The sequence below is a fragment of the Duganella sp. OV510 genome, from assembly GCF_900100205.1.
Taxonomy (GTDB): Bacteria; Pseudomonadota; Gammaproteobacteria; order Burkholderiales; family Burkholderiaceae_D; genus Rugamonas.
This window is the reverse complement of record NZ_FNEQ01000001.1, coordinates 76,697-94,506: the sequence shown is the minus strand read 5'-3', so window position 1 is coordinate 94,506 and position 17,810 is coordinate 76,697. Positions and strand designations below refer to the sequence as shown.

The 17,810-nt window shown below is 63.8% G+C and carries 18 protein-coding genes; 7 read left to right on the top strand and 11 right to left on the bottom strand.

Annotation, left to right across the window (positions count from 1 at the left end):
- The first annotated feature begins 108 nt into the window (after positions 1-108).
- The 5 genes from BLS51_RS00565 to BLS51_RS00545 all read left to right on the top strand — a co-directional run bounded on the left by BLS51_RS00565 (position 109) and on the right by BLS51_RS00545 (position 5,728).
- Complete coding sequence (locus BLS51_RS00565) at positions 109-1,818, top strand: PAS domain-containing hybrid sensor histidine kinase/response regulator (RefSeq protein ID WP_229207446.1); 1,710 nt, start codon at positions 109-111, stop codon at positions 1,816-1,818.
- An 84-nt stretch (positions 1,819-1,902) separates the two neighbouring features.
- Positions 1,903-2,310, top strand: coding sequence for a DUF2141 domain-containing protein (locus BLS51_RS00560; protein ID WP_090180088.1), 408 nt, complete (start codon positions 1,903-1,905; stop codon positions 2,308-2,310).
- 12 nt (positions 2,311-2,322) lie between these two features.
- Positions 2,323-3,792, top strand: coding sequence for a carotenoid oxygenase family protein (locus tag BLS51_RS00555; protein ID WP_090180095.1), 1,470 nt, complete (start codon positions 2,323-2,325; stop codon positions 3,790-3,792).
- Positions 3,789-4,955 carry a sensor histidine kinase gene (locus BLS51_RS00550; RefSeq protein WP_090180099.1) on the top strand — a complete coding sequence of 389 codons (1,167 nt, stop codon included), beginning with the start codon at positions 3,789-3,791 and terminating at the stop codon, positions 4,953-4,955. The genes BLS51_RS00555 and BLS51_RS00550 overlap by 4 nt, the downstream gene beginning before the upstream one ends.
- A 44-nt stretch (positions 4,956-4,999) precedes the next feature.
- On the top strand, positions 5,000-5,728 hold the full coding sequence (locus BLS51_RS00545; RefSeq protein ID WP_229207447.1) for a LytR/AlgR family response regulator transcription factor: 729 nt from the start codon (positions 5,000-5,002) through the stop codon (positions 5,726-5,728).
- Between the two features lie 15 nt (positions 5,729-5,743).
- Here the strand turns inward: BLS51_RS00545 and purT are convergent, their stop codons facing one another.
- Together purT and BLS51_RS00535 are read right to left on the bottom strand one after the other, a co-directional pair.
- On the bottom strand, positions 5,744-6,955 hold the full coding sequence (gene purT, locus BLS51_RS00540; protein ID WP_090180105.1) for a formate-dependent phosphoribosylglycinamide formyltransferase: 1,212 nt from the start codon (positions 6,953-6,955) through the stop codon (positions 5,744-5,746).
- A gap of 16 nt (positions 6,956-6,971) precedes the next feature.
- Entirely contained in the window at positions 6,972-7,736 is a 765-nt protein-coding gene (locus BLS51_RS00535) for a DUF481 domain-containing protein (RefSeq protein ID WP_090180108.1), read from the bottom strand.
- Positions 7,737-7,910: 174 nt separating this feature from the next.
- Between BLS51_RS00535 and BLS51_RS00530 the strand changes: the two genes are divergently transcribed.
- Entirely contained in the window at positions 7,911-8,255 is a 345-nt protein-coding gene (locus BLS51_RS00530) for a DUF4124 domain-containing protein (RefSeq protein ID WP_090180111.1), read from the top strand.
- Here the strand turns inward: BLS51_RS00530 and BLS51_RS00525 are convergent.
- Complete coding sequence (locus BLS51_RS00525; RefSeq protein ID WP_090180115.1) at positions 8,242-9,147, bottom strand: LysR family transcriptional regulator; 906 nt, start codon at positions 9,145-9,147, stop codon at positions 8,242-8,244. The genes BLS51_RS00530 and BLS51_RS00525 overlap by 14 nt on opposite strands.
- Positions 9,148-9,239: 92 nt before the next feature.
- Between BLS51_RS00525 and BLS51_RS00520 the strand changes: the two genes are divergently transcribed.
- Positions 9,240-10,205 carry an NAD(P)H-binding protein gene (locus BLS51_RS00520; protein ID WP_090180119.1) on the top strand — a complete coding sequence of 322 codons (966 nt, stop codon included), beginning with the start codon at positions 9,240-9,242 and terminating at the stop codon, positions 10,203-10,205.
- On the opposite strand, the gene BLS51_RS00515 is transcribed toward BLS51_RS00520, so the two are convergent.
- The 8 genes from BLS51_RS00515 to BLS51_RS00480 form a co-directional block, all read right to left on the bottom strand.
- Positions 10,167-10,517, bottom strand: a complete 351-nt coding sequence (locus BLS51_RS00515) for a DUF3325 domain-containing protein (protein ID WP_090180123.1) — start codon at positions 10,515-10,517, stop codon at positions 10,167-10,169. The genes BLS51_RS00520 and BLS51_RS00515 overlap by 39 nt on opposite strands.
- A complete protein-coding gene (locus tag BLS51_RS00510; RefSeq protein WP_090180127.1) occupies positions 10,514-12,106 on the bottom strand; it encodes a PepSY-associated TM helix domain-containing protein in 1,593 nt (530 codons plus the stop codon). Before BLS51_RS00510 ends, BLS51_RS00515 begins: the two co-directional genes overlap by 4 nt.
- Complete coding sequence (locus tag BLS51_RS00505; protein WP_090180131.1) at positions 12,103-12,351, bottom strand: hypothetical protein; 249 nt, start codon at positions 12,349-12,351, stop codon at positions 12,103-12,105. The genes BLS51_RS00510 and BLS51_RS00505 overlap by 4 nt, the downstream gene beginning before the upstream one ends.
- A gap of 18 nt (positions 12,352-12,369) precedes the next feature.
- Entirely contained in the window at positions 12,370-14,817 is a 2,448-nt protein-coding gene (locus tag BLS51_RS00500) for a TonB-dependent siderophore receptor (protein WP_090180136.1), read from the bottom strand.
- A 91-nt stretch (positions 14,818-14,908) separates the two neighbouring features.
- The gene (locus BLS51_RS00495) at positions 14,909-15,862 is read right to left on the bottom strand and encodes a FecR domain-containing protein (protein WP_229207448.1); all 954 of its coding nucleotides are present in this window, start codon (positions 15,860-15,862) and stop codon (positions 14,909-14,911) included.
- On the bottom strand, positions 15,859-16,368 hold the full coding sequence (locus tag BLS51_RS00490) for a sigma-70 family RNA polymerase sigma factor (protein ID WP_090180142.1): 510 nt from the start codon (positions 16,366-16,368) through the stop codon (positions 15,859-15,861). The genes BLS51_RS00495 and BLS51_RS00490 overlap by 4 nt, the downstream gene beginning before the upstream one ends.
- Positions 16,369-16,437: 69 nt before the next feature.
- On the bottom strand, positions 16,438-17,241 hold the full coding sequence (locus BLS51_RS30490; protein WP_090180145.1) for a beta/gamma crystallin-related protein: 804 nt from the start codon (positions 17,239-17,241) through the stop codon (positions 16,438-16,440).
- Between the two features lie 76 nt (positions 17,242-17,317).
- Positions 17,318-17,776 (bottom strand): Lrp/AsnC family transcriptional regulator, encoded by a 459-nt coding sequence (locus tag BLS51_RS00480; RefSeq protein WP_090180151.1) that lies wholly within the window; start codon positions 17,774-17,776, stop codon positions 17,318-17,320.
- Between the last annotated feature and the right edge of the window lie 34 nt (positions 17,777-17,810).

Here is a 17,810-nt window from a genome sequence, read left to right as displayed (position 1 = left end):
CTGTGGTTGTCAACGATGAGCCACTATATCGTAAATATTGTCATAATGGTTTGGCATTCAGTGCCGTGGCGGGTTATATTTTCTCATCCTGTTCATAGCGAGTTAACCTTGTCCCTGCCTTCCAACGATACCTTGATCGTTGCTGTGTCGGTGATGTTTGCCGCGCTGGTCGGCTTGCTGTCTCTGGTCAGCAACGCCCGTCAGAAAGCCGGGCGCGAAAAAGCGCAGCAACGCACCGAAGAAAGCCAGCGGCGCGCCCGCGTGCTGGCCGACACGCTGCCGTTGCTGATCGCCTATCTGGATCGCGAACTGCGCTACCGCTTCGTGAATGCCCATTTCCGCACCCAGTTCGGACTCGATCCGGATGCCATGTTGGGAAAAACCGTCAGTGAGGTGTTCGGCCTCGGCGCCGATCCATGGCTGGACGATCTGCGTTCGGCCCTGGGCGGTCGTCGCTTGCATTTCGAACGCGACTTTCAGGGTGCCGAGGGCGTGCGCCACTTCCTGGTTGACCTGGTGCCGGATGTGGCACAGGATGGCAAGGTGATAGGCTTCTACCTGACTGCGATGAATATCACGGACCGTAAAAAGAGCGAGCAGCGCGCCGAAGCTGCCAGCCGCGCCAAGAGCGAGTTTGTCGCCAACATGAGCCATGAAATCCGCACGCCGATGAATGCGGTGCTGGGCGTGGCTTACCTGTTGGAGAATACCCCTTTGAGCCAGGCACAGAAGGAATACGTCGGCATGATACGTTCCTCCGGCCAGGGCCTGCTGGGCATCCTGAACGATGTGCTGGATTTTTCCAAGATCGAGGCCGGGCGCATGGAGCTGGCGCCGCAGACCTTCTTGCTGGCCGAGGTGCTGGACGCTGTCTCCAACGTCATGGCGGTGCACGCCAATGCGCGCGGCATCAGCCTGGCGATTGGCGTTGATGACGGCGTGCCGCCGATACTGGTGGGCGATGCCCTGCGCCTGCAGCAGATCCTTATTAACCTGGTGGGCAATGCGGTCAAATTCACCGAGCGTGGCGGCGTGTCTGTGCGCGCGCAACTGGATGGTGCGGTACAAGGCGGCGTCGCCTGCGTGCGCTTCGCGGTACGCGATACCGGCATTGGTATGGACAGCGAGCAGCAAGCACGTTTGTTCTCGGCCTTCAATCAGGCTGACGCCTCGACCACCCGCCGCTTCGGCGGCACCGGGCTGGGACTGGCGATCTGCCGCCGCCTGGCGGAATTGATGGGCGGCGGTATCACGGTGCGCAGCACGCTGGGGACGGGCAGCGAGTTCATGGTGACGCTGCCGTTTATCGTGGCCGAGGAGGGCGCAGAGGTCGAACATCCCGCCTGGCAAAGCTCGACGGCGGACGGCTGGACAATGCCAGCGGTGTCGCCGGTTGCCGAGCCGGTGCCGCCGGCCGAAGCGCCGCCACGGCTGCAGGGCGTGCGTCTGCTGCTGGTCGAAGACCATCCGCTGAACCAGGTGGTGGCGCGCGGCATGCTGGAACACGCCGGTGCGCAGGTGGACGTGGTGGAAGACGGCCAGTTGGCGGTCAACCGCCTGCGCGAGCGTGCCGCTGACTATGACATCGTACTGATGGACGTGCAGATGCCGGTCATGGATGGCTACGAGGCCACACGCCAGATCCGCCATGTGCTTGGGTTGACGCTGCCGGTATTGGCCATGACGGCTGGCGTGATGAAGGCCGAGCAGGATCAATGCACCAGCGCCGGCATGAACGATTTCATCGCCAAGCCGGTCGACGTGGAGCAGATGCTGGACACCATTTCGCGCCACTGGGACGCAGTTCGCACCCGCTAGCAGCAATTCGTCGCAAGCCGGCACGGCGCCTGCGGGCCGTGGATAAAGTGGCATCACACTTTCATCCACATACAGGAGCCCACGATGTCCCGACTGATCTTCGCCTTGCTGTTTTCCGCCGCCTTGCCGTCCCACGCCGCCGACCTGGCTATCCGCATCGATGGCGTGGCCAGTGCGGAAGGCGAGATCAAGATCGCCCTCTACAACTCGGCCGACACCTTCCTCGGCAAGCCGCTGCGTGGTGTGGCCGCCCCGGCGCGCCAGGGTACGGTGGACGTGGTGATCGCTGACCTGCCGGCCGGTGATTACGCTTTCGCTGTCTATCACGACACCAACAACAACGGAAAAATGGACCGCAACGCGATGGGCATGCCGACCGAAGACTATGCCTTCAGCAACAACGCCATGGGCAAGCGCAGCGCGCCACGCTACGAGGATGCACGCGTCGCGCTGCCCGAAGGCGGCGCCACCGTCACCGTCAACCTGCGCTGAACGGAGGCCGCCATGACCAACCGCCGCCAATTCCTCAGCTTTGCCGCGCTGGGCCTCGCTTCGACGCCGGCGCTGGCCGACAGCCTGACCTACCAGAGCTTCCACGCCGCGCTGGAGCAGAACGCACGCCTGTCGGTGTACGCGGACCACAGCGGCGACCTGGCCGGCCAGGCGACAGTGCTGGGCGCCTTGCCGAAAGACCTCAGCGGCGTCTTTTACCGCAACGGGCCGGGGCGTTTTGAACTGGGCGGCGAGCGCTATCACCACTGGTTCGACGGTGATGGCTTTGCACAGCGCTGGCAGATTGGCGACGGCAAGGTAAGCCACATCGGTCGCTTTGTCGCCACGCAGAAGTTTGTCGACGAGAGCAAGGCCGGCCAGTTCCTGTATCCCGCCTTCGGCACCTATGTGGACCGCAAAGGGATGAAAAATAACGATACGGTCAATGTCGCCAACACCAATTTGCTGCCGCTGAACGGGCGTCTGTATGCGCTATGGGAAGGCGGTTCGGCGACCGAAATGGACCCGCAAACGCTGGCCACGCGCGGCATCAAGACCTGGCGTAGCGACCTGAAAGCCATGCCGTTCTCCGCGCATCCGAAAATGGACCCGGATGGCGGCCTGTGGAACTTCGGCACCGCGCCCGGCTCGAACAAGCTGATTATCTATCGACTCAACGCGCAAGGCGAGGTGACGCGCACCGCCATGCTCCCGGTGCCGCAACTGAATATGGTGCACGACTTCGTGGTCAGCGGCCGCCACCTTATTTTCCTGGTCGCCCCGTACGACCTGGGCTCTGAAAGCGATACCAGTTTTGCCGACCGCATGCACTGGGCCGGCAAGCGCCGTCCGCTGCGCGCGGTGGTGATCTCCAAGGATACATTGACGCTGCGCCAGGTATTCGAGCTGCCGGCACGCTCTGTCTTCCACCTCGGGAATGCCTACGAAGACGGCGCCTGCACGCGTCTGGACGCCGTGCTGCACGAAGGCGACGCCTTGCGCAAGGTGGCGCTGCCGATGCGTGGCGACAGCCGGATGGTCGGCGATAATCCATCCAGCACGGTGCAGATCACGCTTGATTACGCCAGTGGGCAGGCGCGCGAGGCGCGGCTGTTCGGTGTCAGCGAATTCCCGCGCGTGATGCCGCAGGTGGTGTCGTCGCGCCATCGCAAGCTGCTGGTGCTGGGCGCCGCCGGCCGCGAGCTGATACTCGACAGCGTGAACCTGATCGATACCGACAGCGGCAAGGTGGATGGCTATACTTTCGGCGCCGGCTGGCAGGTGGAAGAGCATGTGCTGGTGCCGCGTCGCGGCGCACGTTCGGAAACCGACGGTTATGTGGTCGGCGTGGCGCAGGACACGCGCCGTGCCCAAAGCGTGCTGACGGTGTTTGATGCGCACAACATCAAGGCCGGCCCGATGGCGTTGGCGCGGCTGCCTTATCGCGCGCCTGTTTGCTTTCATGGTAACTTCCAAGCATGACTGAACAAAAATGCACGCCGCCGATGGCGCACCCGCTGGAATTGATACCGTTTTTCCGCCGCTGGCCGCAATCCTGGCCGCGCGATGTGCTGTACACCGTGGTCTGGAGCTGCCTCATGGGCCTGGTGTTCACAGCGCTGGAGCTGTTGTTCACGCGTGGCCACGTGCGCCTCGCCGAGGCACTCTGGCCGATGCTGTTGATGTCCAACCTGATCGGCGCAATGATCCATGGCGGGTCGTTCGTGGCCAATCGTCTGCTGGGCGGCTGGCCACGCCGCGCGCGGGGATTGCCACGTGTGCTGTTCAGCATGTCGCTGATGGCGCTGAGCGTGTTTTTTGGCGTCGGCGTCGGAAACCTGATCTGGAGTGGTGCCGATCCTTTCCTGTTGCTGACCCGGCACGGCATGTGGTTGCAGCTGCTGGTCGTGGCTGCCATCGTTGGCCTGCTGTTGTTCATGGTGCGCAGTGCAGCCGAGCGGCGCGCGGCGCTGGCGGTGGCGGAGGCGCAGCAGAAGGAATTCGCCGCCGCCAGTGCGCGCATGCTGGCCGAGGTACGGCTGCGCGCCTTGCAGGCACAGATCGAGCCGCACTTCCTGTATAACACGCTGGCGAATGTGGTCAGCCTGATTGGTCCGCAGCCGGCCAAGGCGCAGAATATGCTGGAGCGTTTCATCGATTATCTGCGCGCCAGCCTGGCGGCCAGCCGCAGCGAGGAGGTGACGCTGGCCTCTGAATCAACCTTGATCGCCGCCTACCTGGATGTGCTGGCGGTGCGCATGGGGGAGCGCCTGCGCTATCGCATCGACTTGCCTGATGAACTGCGCCAGTTCCGGATCGCGCCGATGCTGCTGCAGCCGGTGGTGGAAAACGCCATCGCCCATGGTCTGGAACCGAAGGTGGAGGGCGGCGAGATCACGCTCAGCGCGCGTGTGGAGGGCGAACATGTGGCGATCCGCATCAGCGACACCGGCGTGGGCCTGAACGAGAATGCGCCACGCAAGCCCGGCGGCGGTGTAGGCCTGAGCAATCTGCGCGAGCGCTTGCGCAGTTTGTATGGCAGTGCCGCTAAGGTAGAATTATTGGAAAATCAACCCTGCGGCATGACGGTGCGCCTGATGCTGCCTTTGAATGCGAGTCCGACATCGAATCCTTCCGTGCCCTGATCGCAGATGACGAAGCCCATCTGCGCGAATACCTTGAAAGCCAGTTGAAAACCGTTTGGCCCGAGCTGCGTGTGGTCGCCCGCGCCGCCAACGGCCTGGAAGCCTTGCGCATGATCGACGAGGAGGCGCCGGATGTGGTGTTCCTCGATATCCGCATGCCCGGCCTGACCGGGCTGGATGTCGCCAGCAAACTGGCCGGCGGCCCGAAGCCGCCGCACATCGTGTTTGTCACCGCTTACGACCAGTATGCGTTGGAAGCGTTTGAGCATTCGGCGGTTGACTATCTGCTGAAACCTGCGAACCTGGAGCGGCTGGAGAAAACCGTCGGCAAGCTGAAAGCGCGCCTGAAGCCGGCCGGCGACGACGCGCCTGCACCGGTAGCGGCATTGCAGGCACTGTTGGCCCAATTGACGGCTGGCGGCACCGTTGCCGCGCCTGCACCTGCGGCGCCGTTGCACTGGATACGCGCCTCGCATGGCGAGGAAACCCGATTGATTCCGATCGAAGAGGTGATTTACTTCCAGAGCAACGACAAGTACACCAGCGTGTTCGTCGCGGATGGTGAGAGCCTGATACGTACGCCGATCAGCAAGCTGCGCGAGCAGCTCGACGAGCAGCAGTTCTGGCAGATACACCGCAGCGTGATTGTCGCCGCCCGCCACGTGGCAGGCACAAAGCAGGACTTCCGCGGGCGCTTGATGGTGCAGCTGAAAGGCCGCCCGGAACAGCTGGTGGTCAGCCGTAACTACGTCGATCTGTTCCGGGGGATGTGACGGGCTGGGGGCCGCTTACTTGACGATGACCGGCTTGACCTTGGACGCCGCCAGCTTGGCGTTCACGCGGGCGGTGTCGACGTCATCGGCGGTTGCCAGTGCCACGCCCATGCGGCGGCGGGCGAACGATTCAGGCTTGCCGAACAGGCGGATATCGGTATCCGGCACGCGCAGCGCATCGGCCACGCCTTCAAAGGCGATGCCTGCCGCTTCGTGCTGGCCGTAGATGACCGCCGACGCGCCTGGCGCCTTCAGCGCCACGTTGACCGGCAGGCCGAGAATGGCCTTGGCGTGCAGTTCGAATTCGCTTTGCACTTGCGTCGCCATGGTCACCATGCCGGTATCGTGCGGGCGCGGGCTCACTTCCGAGAACCACACCATGTCTTCCTTGACGAACAGTTCCACGCCGAACAGGCCAAGGCCACCCAGGTCGCCAGTGACTTTGCCGGCGATGTCGCGCGCGCGTTCCAGCGCCACCGGGTCCATGCGGCATGGCTGCCAGGATTCCACGTAGTCGCCTTGCACCTGCACGTGACCGATAGGATCGCAGAACTGCGTTACGACCTTGCCGTCTTCGCCCAATGAACGCACGGTCAGCAGCGTGATTTCGTAATCGAAGTCAATGAAGCCTTCAACGATTACGCGTCCCGAATCGACGCGGCTGCCAGCGGCGGCGTAGTCCCAGGATGCCTTGACGTCAGCAGCGGAATCCACTTTCGACTGGCCTTTGCCCGACGACGACATCACCGGTTTCACCACGCATGGGAAGCCGACAGCGGCAGCGCCGGCTTGCAGTTCTTCCAGGCTGCTGGCGAAACGGTATGGCGAGGTGGCCAGGCCCAGCGTTTCGGCGGCCAGGCGGCGGATGCCTTCGCGGTTCATGGTCAGCTGTGCGGCGCGTGCGGTTGGAATACAGGTGATCTTCCCAGCGGCTTCCAGTTCCGCAAGCGTGTCGGTGGCGATGGCTTCGATTTCCGGCACCACCAGGTCCGGCTGTTCCTGCTCGATCAGGGCTGCCAGCGCGGCGCCGTCGGTCATGTTGATGACGTGGGCGCGGTGTGCCACCTGGTGGCCGGGTGCGTCAGGGTAACGGTCAACCGCGATCACTTCCACGCCCAGGCGCTGCAGCGCGATGATGACTTCCTTGCCGAGTTCACCGGAGCCGAGCAGCATGACTTTGGTGGCGGTTGGGGAAAGCGGCGTACCGAGAGTGCGTGGAGTGTTCATTGGATCGTTAGCTAAGTTAGAAAGAATAAACCAGTGTGACCGATGTTTGCGTGTCGGTGTTCCTCTTGTCGGCCGGGACATTGGTGTCGTTGCGGACGTTGAAGGCAGCCTTCATCTGCATGGTGCTGTTGATTTTGGTGCGCACAGCCGTTTCGGCGATCGAATGCGTGTTGTCGGTGCCGCGTTCAACGATCAGGTTCTGGCTGAATTGCGCGCTGTCGCTCAGCTTCCATTTCAGCAGTGCTGCGCCGCGAATGGTGCCGCCGGTTTCCACCGTCTGTACATTGCCTTCGGTGCGCACACCACGGAAGTAGCCAGGACCGATTTCCACGTCCAGCGTGTGCGTGTCCGACTGGTAGGTCTGGGTGCCGTAACCGATGCCGATGGTGGAGTAGCGGGTGTAGGCGCCGAAACGGTCGTCGACGTGGGTGGCCAGTGCGAACAGCTTGCCGTGATCGTCGTGCAGCAGCTTGTAGCCGGCTTTGGCCGACATCGAGTAGCGCTGGGCGGAGCGTTCGCGGACTTTCTCGCCGTCGTCGTTGGTGACTTGCTCGTCCTTGAAGTAGCCGGCGAGAACGTATTCGTTGCTCCACTTTGACGTTTCGTGCTTGGCGTCGATCTTGCCGGTAACCGAAGTGCCGACCGTGTTGCCGGAGGTGGAGATTGCGCCCAGTTCGGCGGAAGTGTTCCAGCCGTTGGCGTTGACTGGGTCTAGTGAATCTGCCGCTGCTGCGTAGCTGTGGGCTGCCGCCAGCGCGGTGAGGATCAGGAGAAATTTCATAGGCAGATGGAGCGGAGCCGTGCAACGGCACCACATATCGTGATACGGAAAGAAGGCGTTATTGTACCCGACATAGGGTGAATATGCCGTATTTTAAGGGTGTGCGAGGCCCCGCACAGACCGGGGCATCTGCCAGGGCGATGATGGAGGCTCTTATCAAAGGGGGCATCGATCATGAAATTCATCCTGTGCGCGGCACTGGTCGCGGTGACTGGCGTGGCCGGTGCCACAGTCAATAGATGTGTGGACGCGGACGGCCAGGTACTGCTGACGGACACCGAATGCCCGGCGGGTAGCCGCGCCGAGGAATACGTCGAGCGCGTTCCTGTGGCGATGACCAGCCAGGTGGCTGCCGCGTCGGCGCCACGCAGCCGCTGGGCCAGTTTGCCGCGCCCCCTGGTGCGCAAGACTGTCAGTACCGATGTCGCCACCTTGCAGGCCGCGCGCCAGAACCTGTTGCTGCAGGACGAAACCAGTAAAGAAACCAGCAAACAGCGTCGCCTGCTCAGTGCCCGCTGATGTAGTCATCCAGTCCTGCTGCCAGTGCGGTGTAGACCGCCGCGCAGGCGGGATTGCTGCGCAGGTTCTCATGCATGGCCAGCCAGGTGTCGAGCGCGATATTGAGCAGGTCAGGTGCAATGCGCACCAGATCCGGGTTGCGCTGCGCCAGCCGTACCTGACAGATGCCGATGCCGAGTCCTGCGCGTATCGATGCCAGGTGAACCAGGTCGCTATCGCTACGTAGTGCATAGCTGACCGATGACAAGTCGCCAAGCAATGGCTGTAGCTTGCGAGTAAAGGCGTTCTCCCTGTCGATGCCGATCAGCGCATGTTGCGCCAGTTGTTCCCAGGTCTGCGGCGTGCCGTGCCGCGCCAGATAGTCACGCCTGGCGTGAAATCCCAGTTCGATATTGCCGATGCGGCGCGCCACCAGCACGTCCTGCTCGGGGCGCTGCATGCGCACGGCGATGTCGGCATCGCGGCGCAGCAGGTTTTCGATGCGGTTGGAGACCGCCAGTTCGATGGTGACGCCGGGATGGGTGGCGCGTAGCCTGGACAGGATGGGCGGCAGCACTTCCACGCTAATGACTTCACTCGCGGTGACGCGCACAACGCCCTTGATCGGCGCATCCTCACGTCCCATGCCCGATGCGGCGCGTAACAGTGCCGCCGATGCCGAGGATAGCGTTTCCGCATACGGTTGCAATGCGTGGGCGGCGTCGGTGGCGATGAAGCCGGTTTGCGAGCGGGTGAACAGGGACAAGCCGAGCGCCTGTTCCAGCGCGTCGATATGGCGGCCGACGGTGGGCTGCGTCAGGCCCAGCGCCCTGGCTGCGCCGGAGAGCGAGCCTTCCTGTAGCACGGACAGGAAGGAACGGTACAAATCCCAGTTTGGCTGGTTGGTAGTCATACGAAATTGTATAGTGACTATGCGGCTTTCGGTAATTTTCTTTTAATGCGGACGGCGCCACACTTCCTCCATCGACAATCAAGGAGGATGACATGGACAAAGTGGCTTTGGTATTGGGCGCAACGGGCGGTGTGGGTGGTGAGGTGGCGCGCCTGCTGGTTGCGCGTGGTTGGCAGGTGAAAGCTCTGCATCGCTCGCCTGCGCAAAAAAGCGGCGGTCTTGCGTGGCTGGCGGGCGATGCGATGGTGCGCGACGATGTGATGAAAGCTGCCCAAGGCGTGCAACTGATCGTGCATGCAGTGAATCCACCGGGCTATCGCAACTGGGGTCAGTTGGTGCTGCCCATGCTCGACAATACCATCGCGGCGGCACGTGCCAGTGGCGCGCGCATCCTGTTGCCGGGGACTGTCTACAATTACGGGCCGGACGTGTTCCCGCATATCGCCGAGGATGCGCCGCAGCGGCCCGTCACGCGCAAGGGCGCGATCCGGGCCGAGATGGAGAGGCGGCTGGAGGATTCCGGCTTGCCGGTATTGATCGTTCGGGCCGGTGATTTTTTTGGGCCGAAGGCTGGCAATAGCTGGTTTGCGCAAGGATTGGTCAAGCCGGGCAGGCCAGTGACGGCGATCAGCAATCCCGCAACGCCAGGCGTGGGCCATCAGTGGGCATATTTGCCCGACGTGGCGGAAACAATGGTGCGGCTGGTGGAATGCGGCGATGCGCTGCCGGTGTTCGCCCGTTATGCGATGCAGGGACATTGGGATGCGGATGGCACGCAGATGATTGGTGCGGTCGCCCGTGTCGTTGGCAAGCCAGGGTTGCGCGCCACGGCGTTCCCTTGGTGGCTGACAACCGTGGCGGCGCCGTTTGTGACCGTGTTCCGCGAATTGCGCGAGATGCGCTATCTGTGGCGCCAGCCGGTGCGCTTGTCGAACGCGCGCCTGCTGGCAATGTTGGACAGCGAGCCGCACACGCCACTCGACGAGGCAGTGCGAAGCACGCTGGTGGGGCTGGGCTGTTTAGGACCAGACCAGGCCAGCCAGGCCGGCGAGGCTTAGCGCGCCGGCAGCAGTGGCCAATGGCGCCACGCGGGCAGGCCAGTACGGCAGCAGGCCGGCGGCCAGCAGCGCGCCGATGGTCAGCATGCCAAGCCAGGCGACGAAGCCGGCGCCAGCGCCCCATAGCACCACGCTGGGTATGATGGCCAGTGCCAGCAACAGCGTGCCGACGGCGCGCAGCAGGCGGCGTTTGCGCGGTGGCGCATCGCCGCCGTACACCTGGCGGTGGTGGCGGTCGATTGCCAGCGACAGCGCGGTCATGCCGGTAAAGCACAATCCCAGGGCGGTCAAGACGATGATGGCATAACTCATGATGCAGCCTTTCTCATGGCGGTGGCGCCGGACATCTTGCGCTGGCCGACGCGGGTAGCGGCGAAGGCAAGCAGTGCGCCCATGGCGATGGCGGTCAGTTCGACGGCGGCGCGTTCCGTGTCGCGCTGCGCCAGATAGCCTAGCACATGCTGGCCGGTGGTGACGACATTCAGCAGCGGCAGCAGCACGCACAGCGCTGCGCCGGCCCACAGTTGCTCGCGCCAGGCCTGGGCCACTGGCCGCACGAACGCGTGCGCCAGCGCCGCCAGCCAGATGCCGAAGAAGGCTGCGACCTCCCACTCGTGCCGCTCCACCAGATCCGGCGGCAGCAGACGGTTGGACCACAGGAAGCCGATGCAGGCCAGCGACAGCCCGGCGATGGTGGCCACGTTCAGCACGTCGATCAGGCGATAGACGCGCTGCGTGGCGGCGCCGAATTCGTTCAGTGCCTTCTGACGGCGCTTGACCATGAAGAGGATGGCGCCGGTCGCCATCATCGCGGTTCCGGCCATGCCGGCGACAAAGTAGACCCAGCGTATCACCGCACCGGCAAAGTGCAGCCGATGCAGCTCATCCAGTGTGGCCATGGTGGCGCGCGCGCTATTCGGTGGTGCACGGTGCGGCATCTCGGTTTCCATCAGCGCGCCGGTGATACCGTTGAACTTCATCACACCGCGCTTGCTCAGCAGATTGCCTTCCTGTGTGTCCGGCGTGTTGGTGCTGTAGACGTCCACCGTCATCTTCGCGTCGCCCGGATGATTGACCACCACCGCGTAGGCCGGCGTGCGGAAGGTGGTTTCCGCCAGTCGCACCAGCGGATCGAGCGGCGTCAATACGGCCGGCTGGCCGGACGGCTTGTTCTCGGGCCCATACTCGCGCACATGCGCCGGCTCGCCGGTGCGTAGTTGCTGCGCCCAGGAGACGGCCGGCATGTAGGTGGCCCAACTGATCGACAGCCCGCTGTAGACGATCATGAACAGGAAGGGCAAGGTCAGCACGCCGGCCAGATTGTGCGCGTCCAGCCAGGAGCGCTGGCCCTTGGCAGGGCGGAAGGTGAAGAAGTCCTGGAAGATGCGCTTGTGCGTGATGACGCCGGAAATCAAGGCTACCAGCATCGCCGCTGACGCCACGCCGACGATCCACAAGCCGACCGTGCCTGCGTGCAGTTCATGGTGGAAGGTGACGAAATGCGTTCCGCCGAGCGTGTCGCGCACTGTGCTGGCATGTTCCGGCATGGCGGCGCCAGTGGCGGCCGACAGGTGTGCGTCCTCGTAATAGCCTGTTTGGTTCAGCCAGAAGACCTGGAACTCCGCTTCGCCGGCGCGTGGCCACAGCTCCCACATCTTGCTCTTGGCGGCGTGCTGCTCCAGGTAGCGCAAGCCGTGCTGGAGTTGCTGCGCGTGATCCAGCGGCCCGGTGAACGCGGCTTGCTGATGCTCCTGCACCTGCTCCGGGCGCATCCAGTCCGAGATCGGATGCACGAACACGCTCAGCGTGCCGGTGAGGAAAATGGCGAAGGCCAGCCAGCACACCAACAATCCAGTCCAGGTGTGCAGCCAGGCCATGCGCTGGCGCAGGCCGCCGGTCATGACGACGCTCCCACCACTGCGGTCAGTACGGCGAAGGCAAAGCTGGCGCCCAGCAGCCCGGTCCAGGCGCGGCGCGTGCTGCTGGTGGCGAAGGTCCAGATGATCGCCGGCGCGTACAGCGCCAGCCCAAGCAACGCGCCGCCCAGCATGGCGTCGCTGCCCGGTCCATTGAATGCCGACAGCAGCGCTGCGGCGGTGGAGGCAAACAGGTAGCCGCCAAGAATGGCGGCGGCAATGCGGTTCATGGCTGCCCTTGCATCAGGTTAGCGGAAGCGGTAGTTCAGCGACACGGTCACATTACGCGGGTCGCCGTAGAAGTTACCGTTTCCGGATGAGTAGTAGCTTTTATCCAGGACGTTGTTGACGTTGACCGTGGCCGACAGTTCCTTGCTGATGCGGTAGCGCGCCATCAATGCCAGCAAGGCGTAGCTTTGCTGGGTGAAGCGCTCACCGTTCGGACCGACGCCATCCTGGTAGATGTCGCCTTGCCAGTTGATGCCACCGCCGAGCGTCAGGCGGTCCAGCTCATAGCTGGTCCACAGCTTGAAGTTGTTCAGCGGCTGGTTGGTTTGCAGGCGCTTGCCTTGCGGGTCCTCGATGCGCGAATGGCCGTAACCGGCGGTGACTTGCCAGCCGCGCTGGATCTGCCCGGAGACTTCCACTTCAAAGCCTTTGGCAGTGGCGCCCTTGATGGTGTGGTAAGCGGTGGAGCCATCCGGCAGCACCAGCTGGTCGGCATCCATCTCGGCCAGGTTATCCTGGCGCATATGGAATAGCGAAACGCTGGTGCTGAGCAGGCCGTTGAGCAGATCGCCCTTGATGCCCAGTTCCGCGTTCTTGCCTTCCAGCGGATCGATGACGCGGAAGTTGCGGTCGCGGTAGGTCTGTGGCAAGAAGATGCCGGTGTAGCTGGCGTAGGCCGACCACTGTGGCGACAGCGTGTAGACCAGGCCCGCGTAAGGCGTCGCCTTGCCATTGGTTTTCAGCTCGTCGCTGACGGTCGGCGCATCCCAGGTGACGCTTTCCGTGGTGCGCTTCCAGTTGGAGATGCGCGTGCCAAGGATGACGGACAGCTCGTCGGTCGGACGCAGGCGCAGCGAGCCATACCCGGCGAACTGCTTTTCTTTCTCGGTATAGCTGCCGCTGATGGTGCCGACATAGTTCGGCGTTGGCGAATTGCCGTTCCAGGTAAAGAAGTTGGGCACCGTGGCGTCATAGCCGGGCAGTATCCACGACGGGTAGCTTGGGCCGGTGTTCTTCATGTCCGACGCGCTGATGCCGACCACTACTTCGTGCTTGCGGCCGAAGGCTTCAAACGGGCCGTTGGCGAAGGCGTCGATGGTCAGCTGTTCCGGTTTGCTGTTCCATTTGGTCTGCCACAGAGACAGGCCGGCGCCGGTCTGGCGGTCGAGCGAGCCACGGGCGGCATAGCCCTGCACCGCATCGTACTGGTTGGCGGCGTAGTTCACCGCCACCTTGGCGGTCCATTCGTTGGCGAAGTAGTGTTCCAGCGTGGCGAAGCCCAGGCTTTGCTTGCGGATGTAGTAGCTGGAGCTGGACGCACTGTTGATCGAACGCGGGAAAGCGGTCTTGGTGCCGTCACTGTAGTAGGCGGCGAAGCCACGGCTGGCGCCATCGAGCTTTTCGTTCTGGTAGCTGAAGCCGGCGCTTAACAGCGTCGATGGTCCAAGATCCGCCTCGACGATGCTGTAGAACAGTTCCTTGTCCTGATGGTAGCGGTCGATATAGGAGTTGGCGTTCTGCTGCGCTACCACCACGCGGCCGCGTACATGCTTGTCGTCGCTGAGCGGCGCCGACACGTCGGCCTGCGCGCGGTACTTGTCCCAGCGGCCGCCTTGCAGTTCGGCTTCTGCACGCAGTTCGCGCGACGGGCGCTTGCGCACCAGGTTGACGGCAGCGGCAGGGCTGCCATTGCCGCCCATCAGGCCGGCCGCGCCACGCACCACCTCGATGCGTTCGTAGATGCTGGCGTCAAAGCCGGCTGGCTCCACCAGCTTGGTGGTCGGGATGCCATCGAACATATAGGTGTCGATGGCGAAGCCGCGCGAGAACATCTGGTCGGTCTCGCGGCTGGCGGACGAGTGTTCCAACGTGATGCCGGTGGTTTGCGCGACCACGTCCTGCAGCGTTTCCAGGCGCTGGTCTTCGATGCGCTGGCGGTTCATCACACTGACCGCCTGCGGCGTTTCGCGGATTGACAGCTCTAATCCCGTTGCGCCGGTGCTGCGGGCCTGGTTCGGGGCGCCGTCGGCCACTCCGTGGACTTCCACCTGTGCCAGCGTAGCCGGAGCGGCAGCCGTTGCAGCGGCGGTGCTGGGGCTGGGCGCGGCGCCAGGTTTTTGCAGCGTCAGCGTGCCATCAGTGCGGGTGACCAGTACCAGGCCGCTGCCTTCCAGCAGCCGTTCCAGCGCTGCGCGTGGCGTATAGCTGCCATGCAGCGCGGGGCTGTTCAGGCCCGTGGTCAGCGCGGGATCGAAGGACAGTGACATGCCGGCGCCGACCGCTACGCTGGACAGCGTACGGCCCAGCGCCCCCGCTGGAAGCTGGTAGCTTTGCTGCGCGGCGGCTGGCGTTTCGGCGGCGATCGCGGTGACGGCGGCATGGCCGGCCGCCAGCGTCATGCTGAACAGGGCAATGCGGACAGCGCGCGCCAGGCGGCGCTCGGACGGGTTGGGGCGGTGGGCTGGCATTCCGGTTACATCCTTTCGGTGGCAGATTGTAGGTGTCTGCCTGTATGCCAGCCGGGATGCAAAAAAGTATCAGCGAAATCGAAAAATATGTTCAATCGCGTGGAATCAGCGTGATCCAGTAGCCGCGCAGGCGCTGGACGGCGTCGACCGGGTAGGTGGAAACCAGCATGTCCAGCGTGCGCTCGCTGTCGGCCACCGGGAAGGCGCCGGACACGCGCAGGCCCGCCACCGCCGGATCGACCCGCACCAGGCCATTGCGGTAGCGCGACAGCTCGGTCGCCAGCTCGTCCAGGCGCATCTGGTCGGCCAGCAGCATGCCGGTGGTCCAGGCGGTGATGGCGGGATCGGCGTCGCGCGCAGGCGCCACATGGCGCTGGTTGAAACGGGTCTGGCTGCCAGCGTCGATCACCAGCGCATCGCCTGGGGCATCGGCCGGCGTTACGCGTACCGCGCCTTCCAGCACGGCCAGGCCGGTGCTGCAGTCGTGGCGGCGCACGTTGAAAACGGTGCCCAGCGGTTGCAGTACGCCTTCGTCGGTGGCCACACGCAGCGGCCGGACGTCGGCCGCGTGGCCGCTGCGCACCAGGATTTCGCCGTTGCGCAGCACGATCAGGCGTTCGGCGGCACTGAACCGTACGTCGATAGCGCTGGCGGTGTTGAGCGTGATCGTGGTGCCATCGGCCAGCGTCACCGTGCGGTGCTCACCGACTGCGGTGTGGATATCGCCGGCCCACGGCTGTGATTGCGCATAGCGCCAACTGGCCCAGCCGGCTGGCGCCATCAGCATCAGTGCGACGATGCGTGTGATGGCGGCGCGGCGCGTGGCGGCTGGTGAACGGTTCAATACCGGCATCGCCACCTGGGGCGGCAAGGCGCCGAATTTATCCAGCAGGCGCTCGGCGCGCTCCCACGCCAGCGCATGCTGCGGATCGCTGCTGCGCCACGCTTCACAGGCGGCAAGGTCGGCGCTGCTGGCGCCGTCCTGCAGGCGCACCAGCCATTCTGCCGCCTGCTCCAGCGCCTTGGGTGAAACCCTGGCATTCACTGCGGGTTCTCCATCATGATCAGGCATTGCAGGAAGGCCTGCTTCATGTAGCGCTTGATGGTAATCAGCGACATGCCCAGTTGCGCGGCGATGTCCGCATACGCCATGCCGTCAAGTTGCGCCATCAGGAAGGCTTGCTTGACCTTGGGCGGCAAGGTATCCAGCATGGCGTCGATTTCGTGCAGGGTTTCGAGGATCAGCAGGCGCTGTTCCGGCGACATGGCGACCGGCTCGGGCAGGGCGGCCAGCGCCTCCAGATAGGCGCGCTCCAGCGCCTGGCGCTGATACCAGTTGACCAGTACACCTTTGGCGACGGTGGTGAGGAAGGCGCGCGGCTCATGCAGGCCGGCCAGGTCGGCGCGGCCCAGGATGCGGGTGAACGTGTCTTGCGCCAGGTCGGCCGCATCGCTGGCATTTCCCAGCTTGGCAGACAGCCAGCGGTGTAGCCAACTGTGATGGTCGCTGTACAGGGCAGTGAAGTGCGGGTGCGTTGCGGCGGCCGTCATTATTTTGAGAATGGGAATTATTCTCATTCATTTTACATGAGCTCGACAGCCGCCGCAAGCGAGGAAAATTTACAGGCGCGGTTCGCCGGTCTTGGCGTTGACGGCGATGCTATTCCCCGGCGGCGTGCTCATTTGCACGTGGTGGCGCACGCCGCGATAGTCATAGCTGACGTCCCAGTATTCCGGACGCGGGTTGCTGACGTTTTCGCAGCGCTGTACGTCGCGGCTGTAGGTGTTGTTGCGGTTGGCGACGTTGTTGCCGACTGCCGCGCCGGCAATCGCGCCGCCGGCGGTGGCGATATCGCGGCCGCTGCCGCCACCCACCTGGTGGCCGAGGATGCCGCCAATCAGCGCGCCGGCGATGACGCCACCGGCGTTAGGACGCGAAGGCTCGCTGACCTGTTGGCGCTCGACCCAGCAACGGCGTTCAGGCGTGCCGACCACCGCGCGCACGTCTGCCACCGGCACCTGGACGATGCGCTCGCTCGGGCGGCGGCGCCATTCATAGCTTGGCTGGGCGATCGGTGGCGGCGCTTCGTTTTCATAGCGGTCGCGTACCTTGACCGGGCGCACCGACGAGATGCGGTTGTTCAGGCCCATGCCGCGCAGCGAATCGTAGCTGCCTTTGCGCAGCACCATGCACTGGCCGCGGAAATTGGCGTCTTCGCAGACTTCCCATTGGCCGCGATCGACAACCACGGAAGAGGCGCGGTCGTTGTAGCCGATGCGTCCGAGGTCGCGTACCTGGGCGTTCGCGGTGTAGGCGCGGCCACGCCAGCCATCGGCCTCGTAGAAGGTGATTTGAGCCAGGGCGGCCTGCGAGGCCAGGCCAATGGCAGCTGCTGCCACAGCGAATTTGATGGTTTTGTTCATTGTCTTCTCCTGATTGGATGAAACTGGAGCATGAACTTTTTCACCGATGCAATCTGTACGCAAGCGTACATAGTGTTCAGGGTTCGACCGAATGGGCGCGCTTCAGGCAGCGCAGCACGAAGGTGGAGCGGCTGTGCTTCAGGCCCGGCAGCTTGTAGAGCTTCTTGCGCAGGAATTCCTCGTAGCCGGCGGTGCCGGCTACCGCCACCTTGATCAGGTAATCGTAATCGCCGGTCAGCAAATAGGCTTCCATCACTTCCGGCAGCTTCGCCAGCGCCTGGCCGAATTTTTCGAAGATGTCGTCGTCATGCCGGTCCAGCGTGACCTCGATGATGACGGTGTCCGGATAGCCGAGCGCCGTCTGGCTGATGAGGGCCGTATAGCCTTCGATCATGCCGCCTTCCTCCAGCGCGCGCACACGGTTCCAGCAGGGTGTGGTGGAGAGGCCGACTTTTTCGGCCAGCTTGGTATTGCTCAGGCGGCCGTCATTGCGCAGTTCGCGCAGGATGCGGCGATCCAGTTCGTCGATGTCCATAGTCGTCCAGGATAAATGTTCTGCATATTTTACA

Bases quoted from the DNA above. Each gene is read 5' to 3' on its own strand.
- BLS51_RS00560 (WP_090180088.1), top strand. From the start codon at position 1,903: ATGTCCCGACTGATCTTCGCCTTGCTGTTTTCCGCCGCCTTGCCGTCC.
- BLS51_RS00555 (WP_090180095.1), top strand. From the start codon at position 2,323: ATGACCAACCGCCGCCAATTCCTCAGCTTTGCCGCGCTGGGCCTCGCT.
- BLS51_RS00550 (WP_090180099.1), top strand. From the start codon at position 3,789: ATGACTGAACAAAAATGCACGCCGCCGATGGCGCACCCGCTGGAATTG.
- purT (WP_090180105.1), bottom strand. From the start codon at position 6,955: ATGAACACTCCACGCACTCTCGGTACGCCGCTTTCCCCAACCGCCACC.
- BLS51_RS00535 (WP_090180108.1), bottom strand. From the start codon at position 7,736: ATGAAATTTCTCCTGATCCTCACCGCGCTGGCGGCAGCCCACAGCTAC.
- BLS51_RS00530 (WP_090180111.1), top strand. From the start codon at position 7,911: ATGAAATTCATCCTGTGCGCGGCACTGGTCGCGGTGACTGGCGTGGCC.
- BLS51_RS00525 (WP_090180115.1), bottom strand. From the start codon at position 9,147: ATGACTACCAACCAGCCAAACTGGGATTTGTACCGTTCCTTCCTGTCC.
- BLS51_RS00520 (WP_090180119.1), top strand. From the start codon at position 9,240: ATGGACAAAGTGGCTTTGGTATTGGGCGCAACGGGCGGTGTGGGTGGT.
- BLS51_RS00515 (WP_090180123.1), bottom strand. From the start codon at position 10,517: ATGAGTTATGCCATCATCGTCTTGACCGCCCTGGGATTGTGCTTTACC.
- BLS51_RS00510 (WP_090180127.1), bottom strand. From the start codon at position 12,106: ATGACCGGCGGCCTGCGCCAGCGCATGGCCTGGCTGCACACCTGGACT.
- BLS51_RS00505 (WP_090180131.1), bottom strand. From the start codon at position 12,351: ATGAACCGCATTGCCGCCGCCATTCTTGGCGGCTACCTGTTTGCCTCC.
- BLS51_RS00500 (WP_090180136.1), bottom strand. From the start codon at position 14,817: ATGCCAGCCCACCGCCCCAACCCGTCCGAGCGCCGCCTGGCGCGCGCT.
- BLS51_RS00490 (WP_090180142.1), bottom strand. From the start codon at position 16,368: ATGACGGCCGCCGCAACGCACCCGCACTTCACTGCCCTGTACAGCGAC.
- BLS51_RS30490 (WP_090180145.1), bottom strand. From the start codon at position 17,241: ATGAACAAAACCATCAAATTCGCTGTGGCAGCAGCTGCCATTGGCCTG.
- BLS51_RS00480 (WP_090180151.1), bottom strand. From the start codon at position 17,776: ATGGACATCGACGAACTGGATCGCCGCATCCTGCGCGAACTGCGCAAT.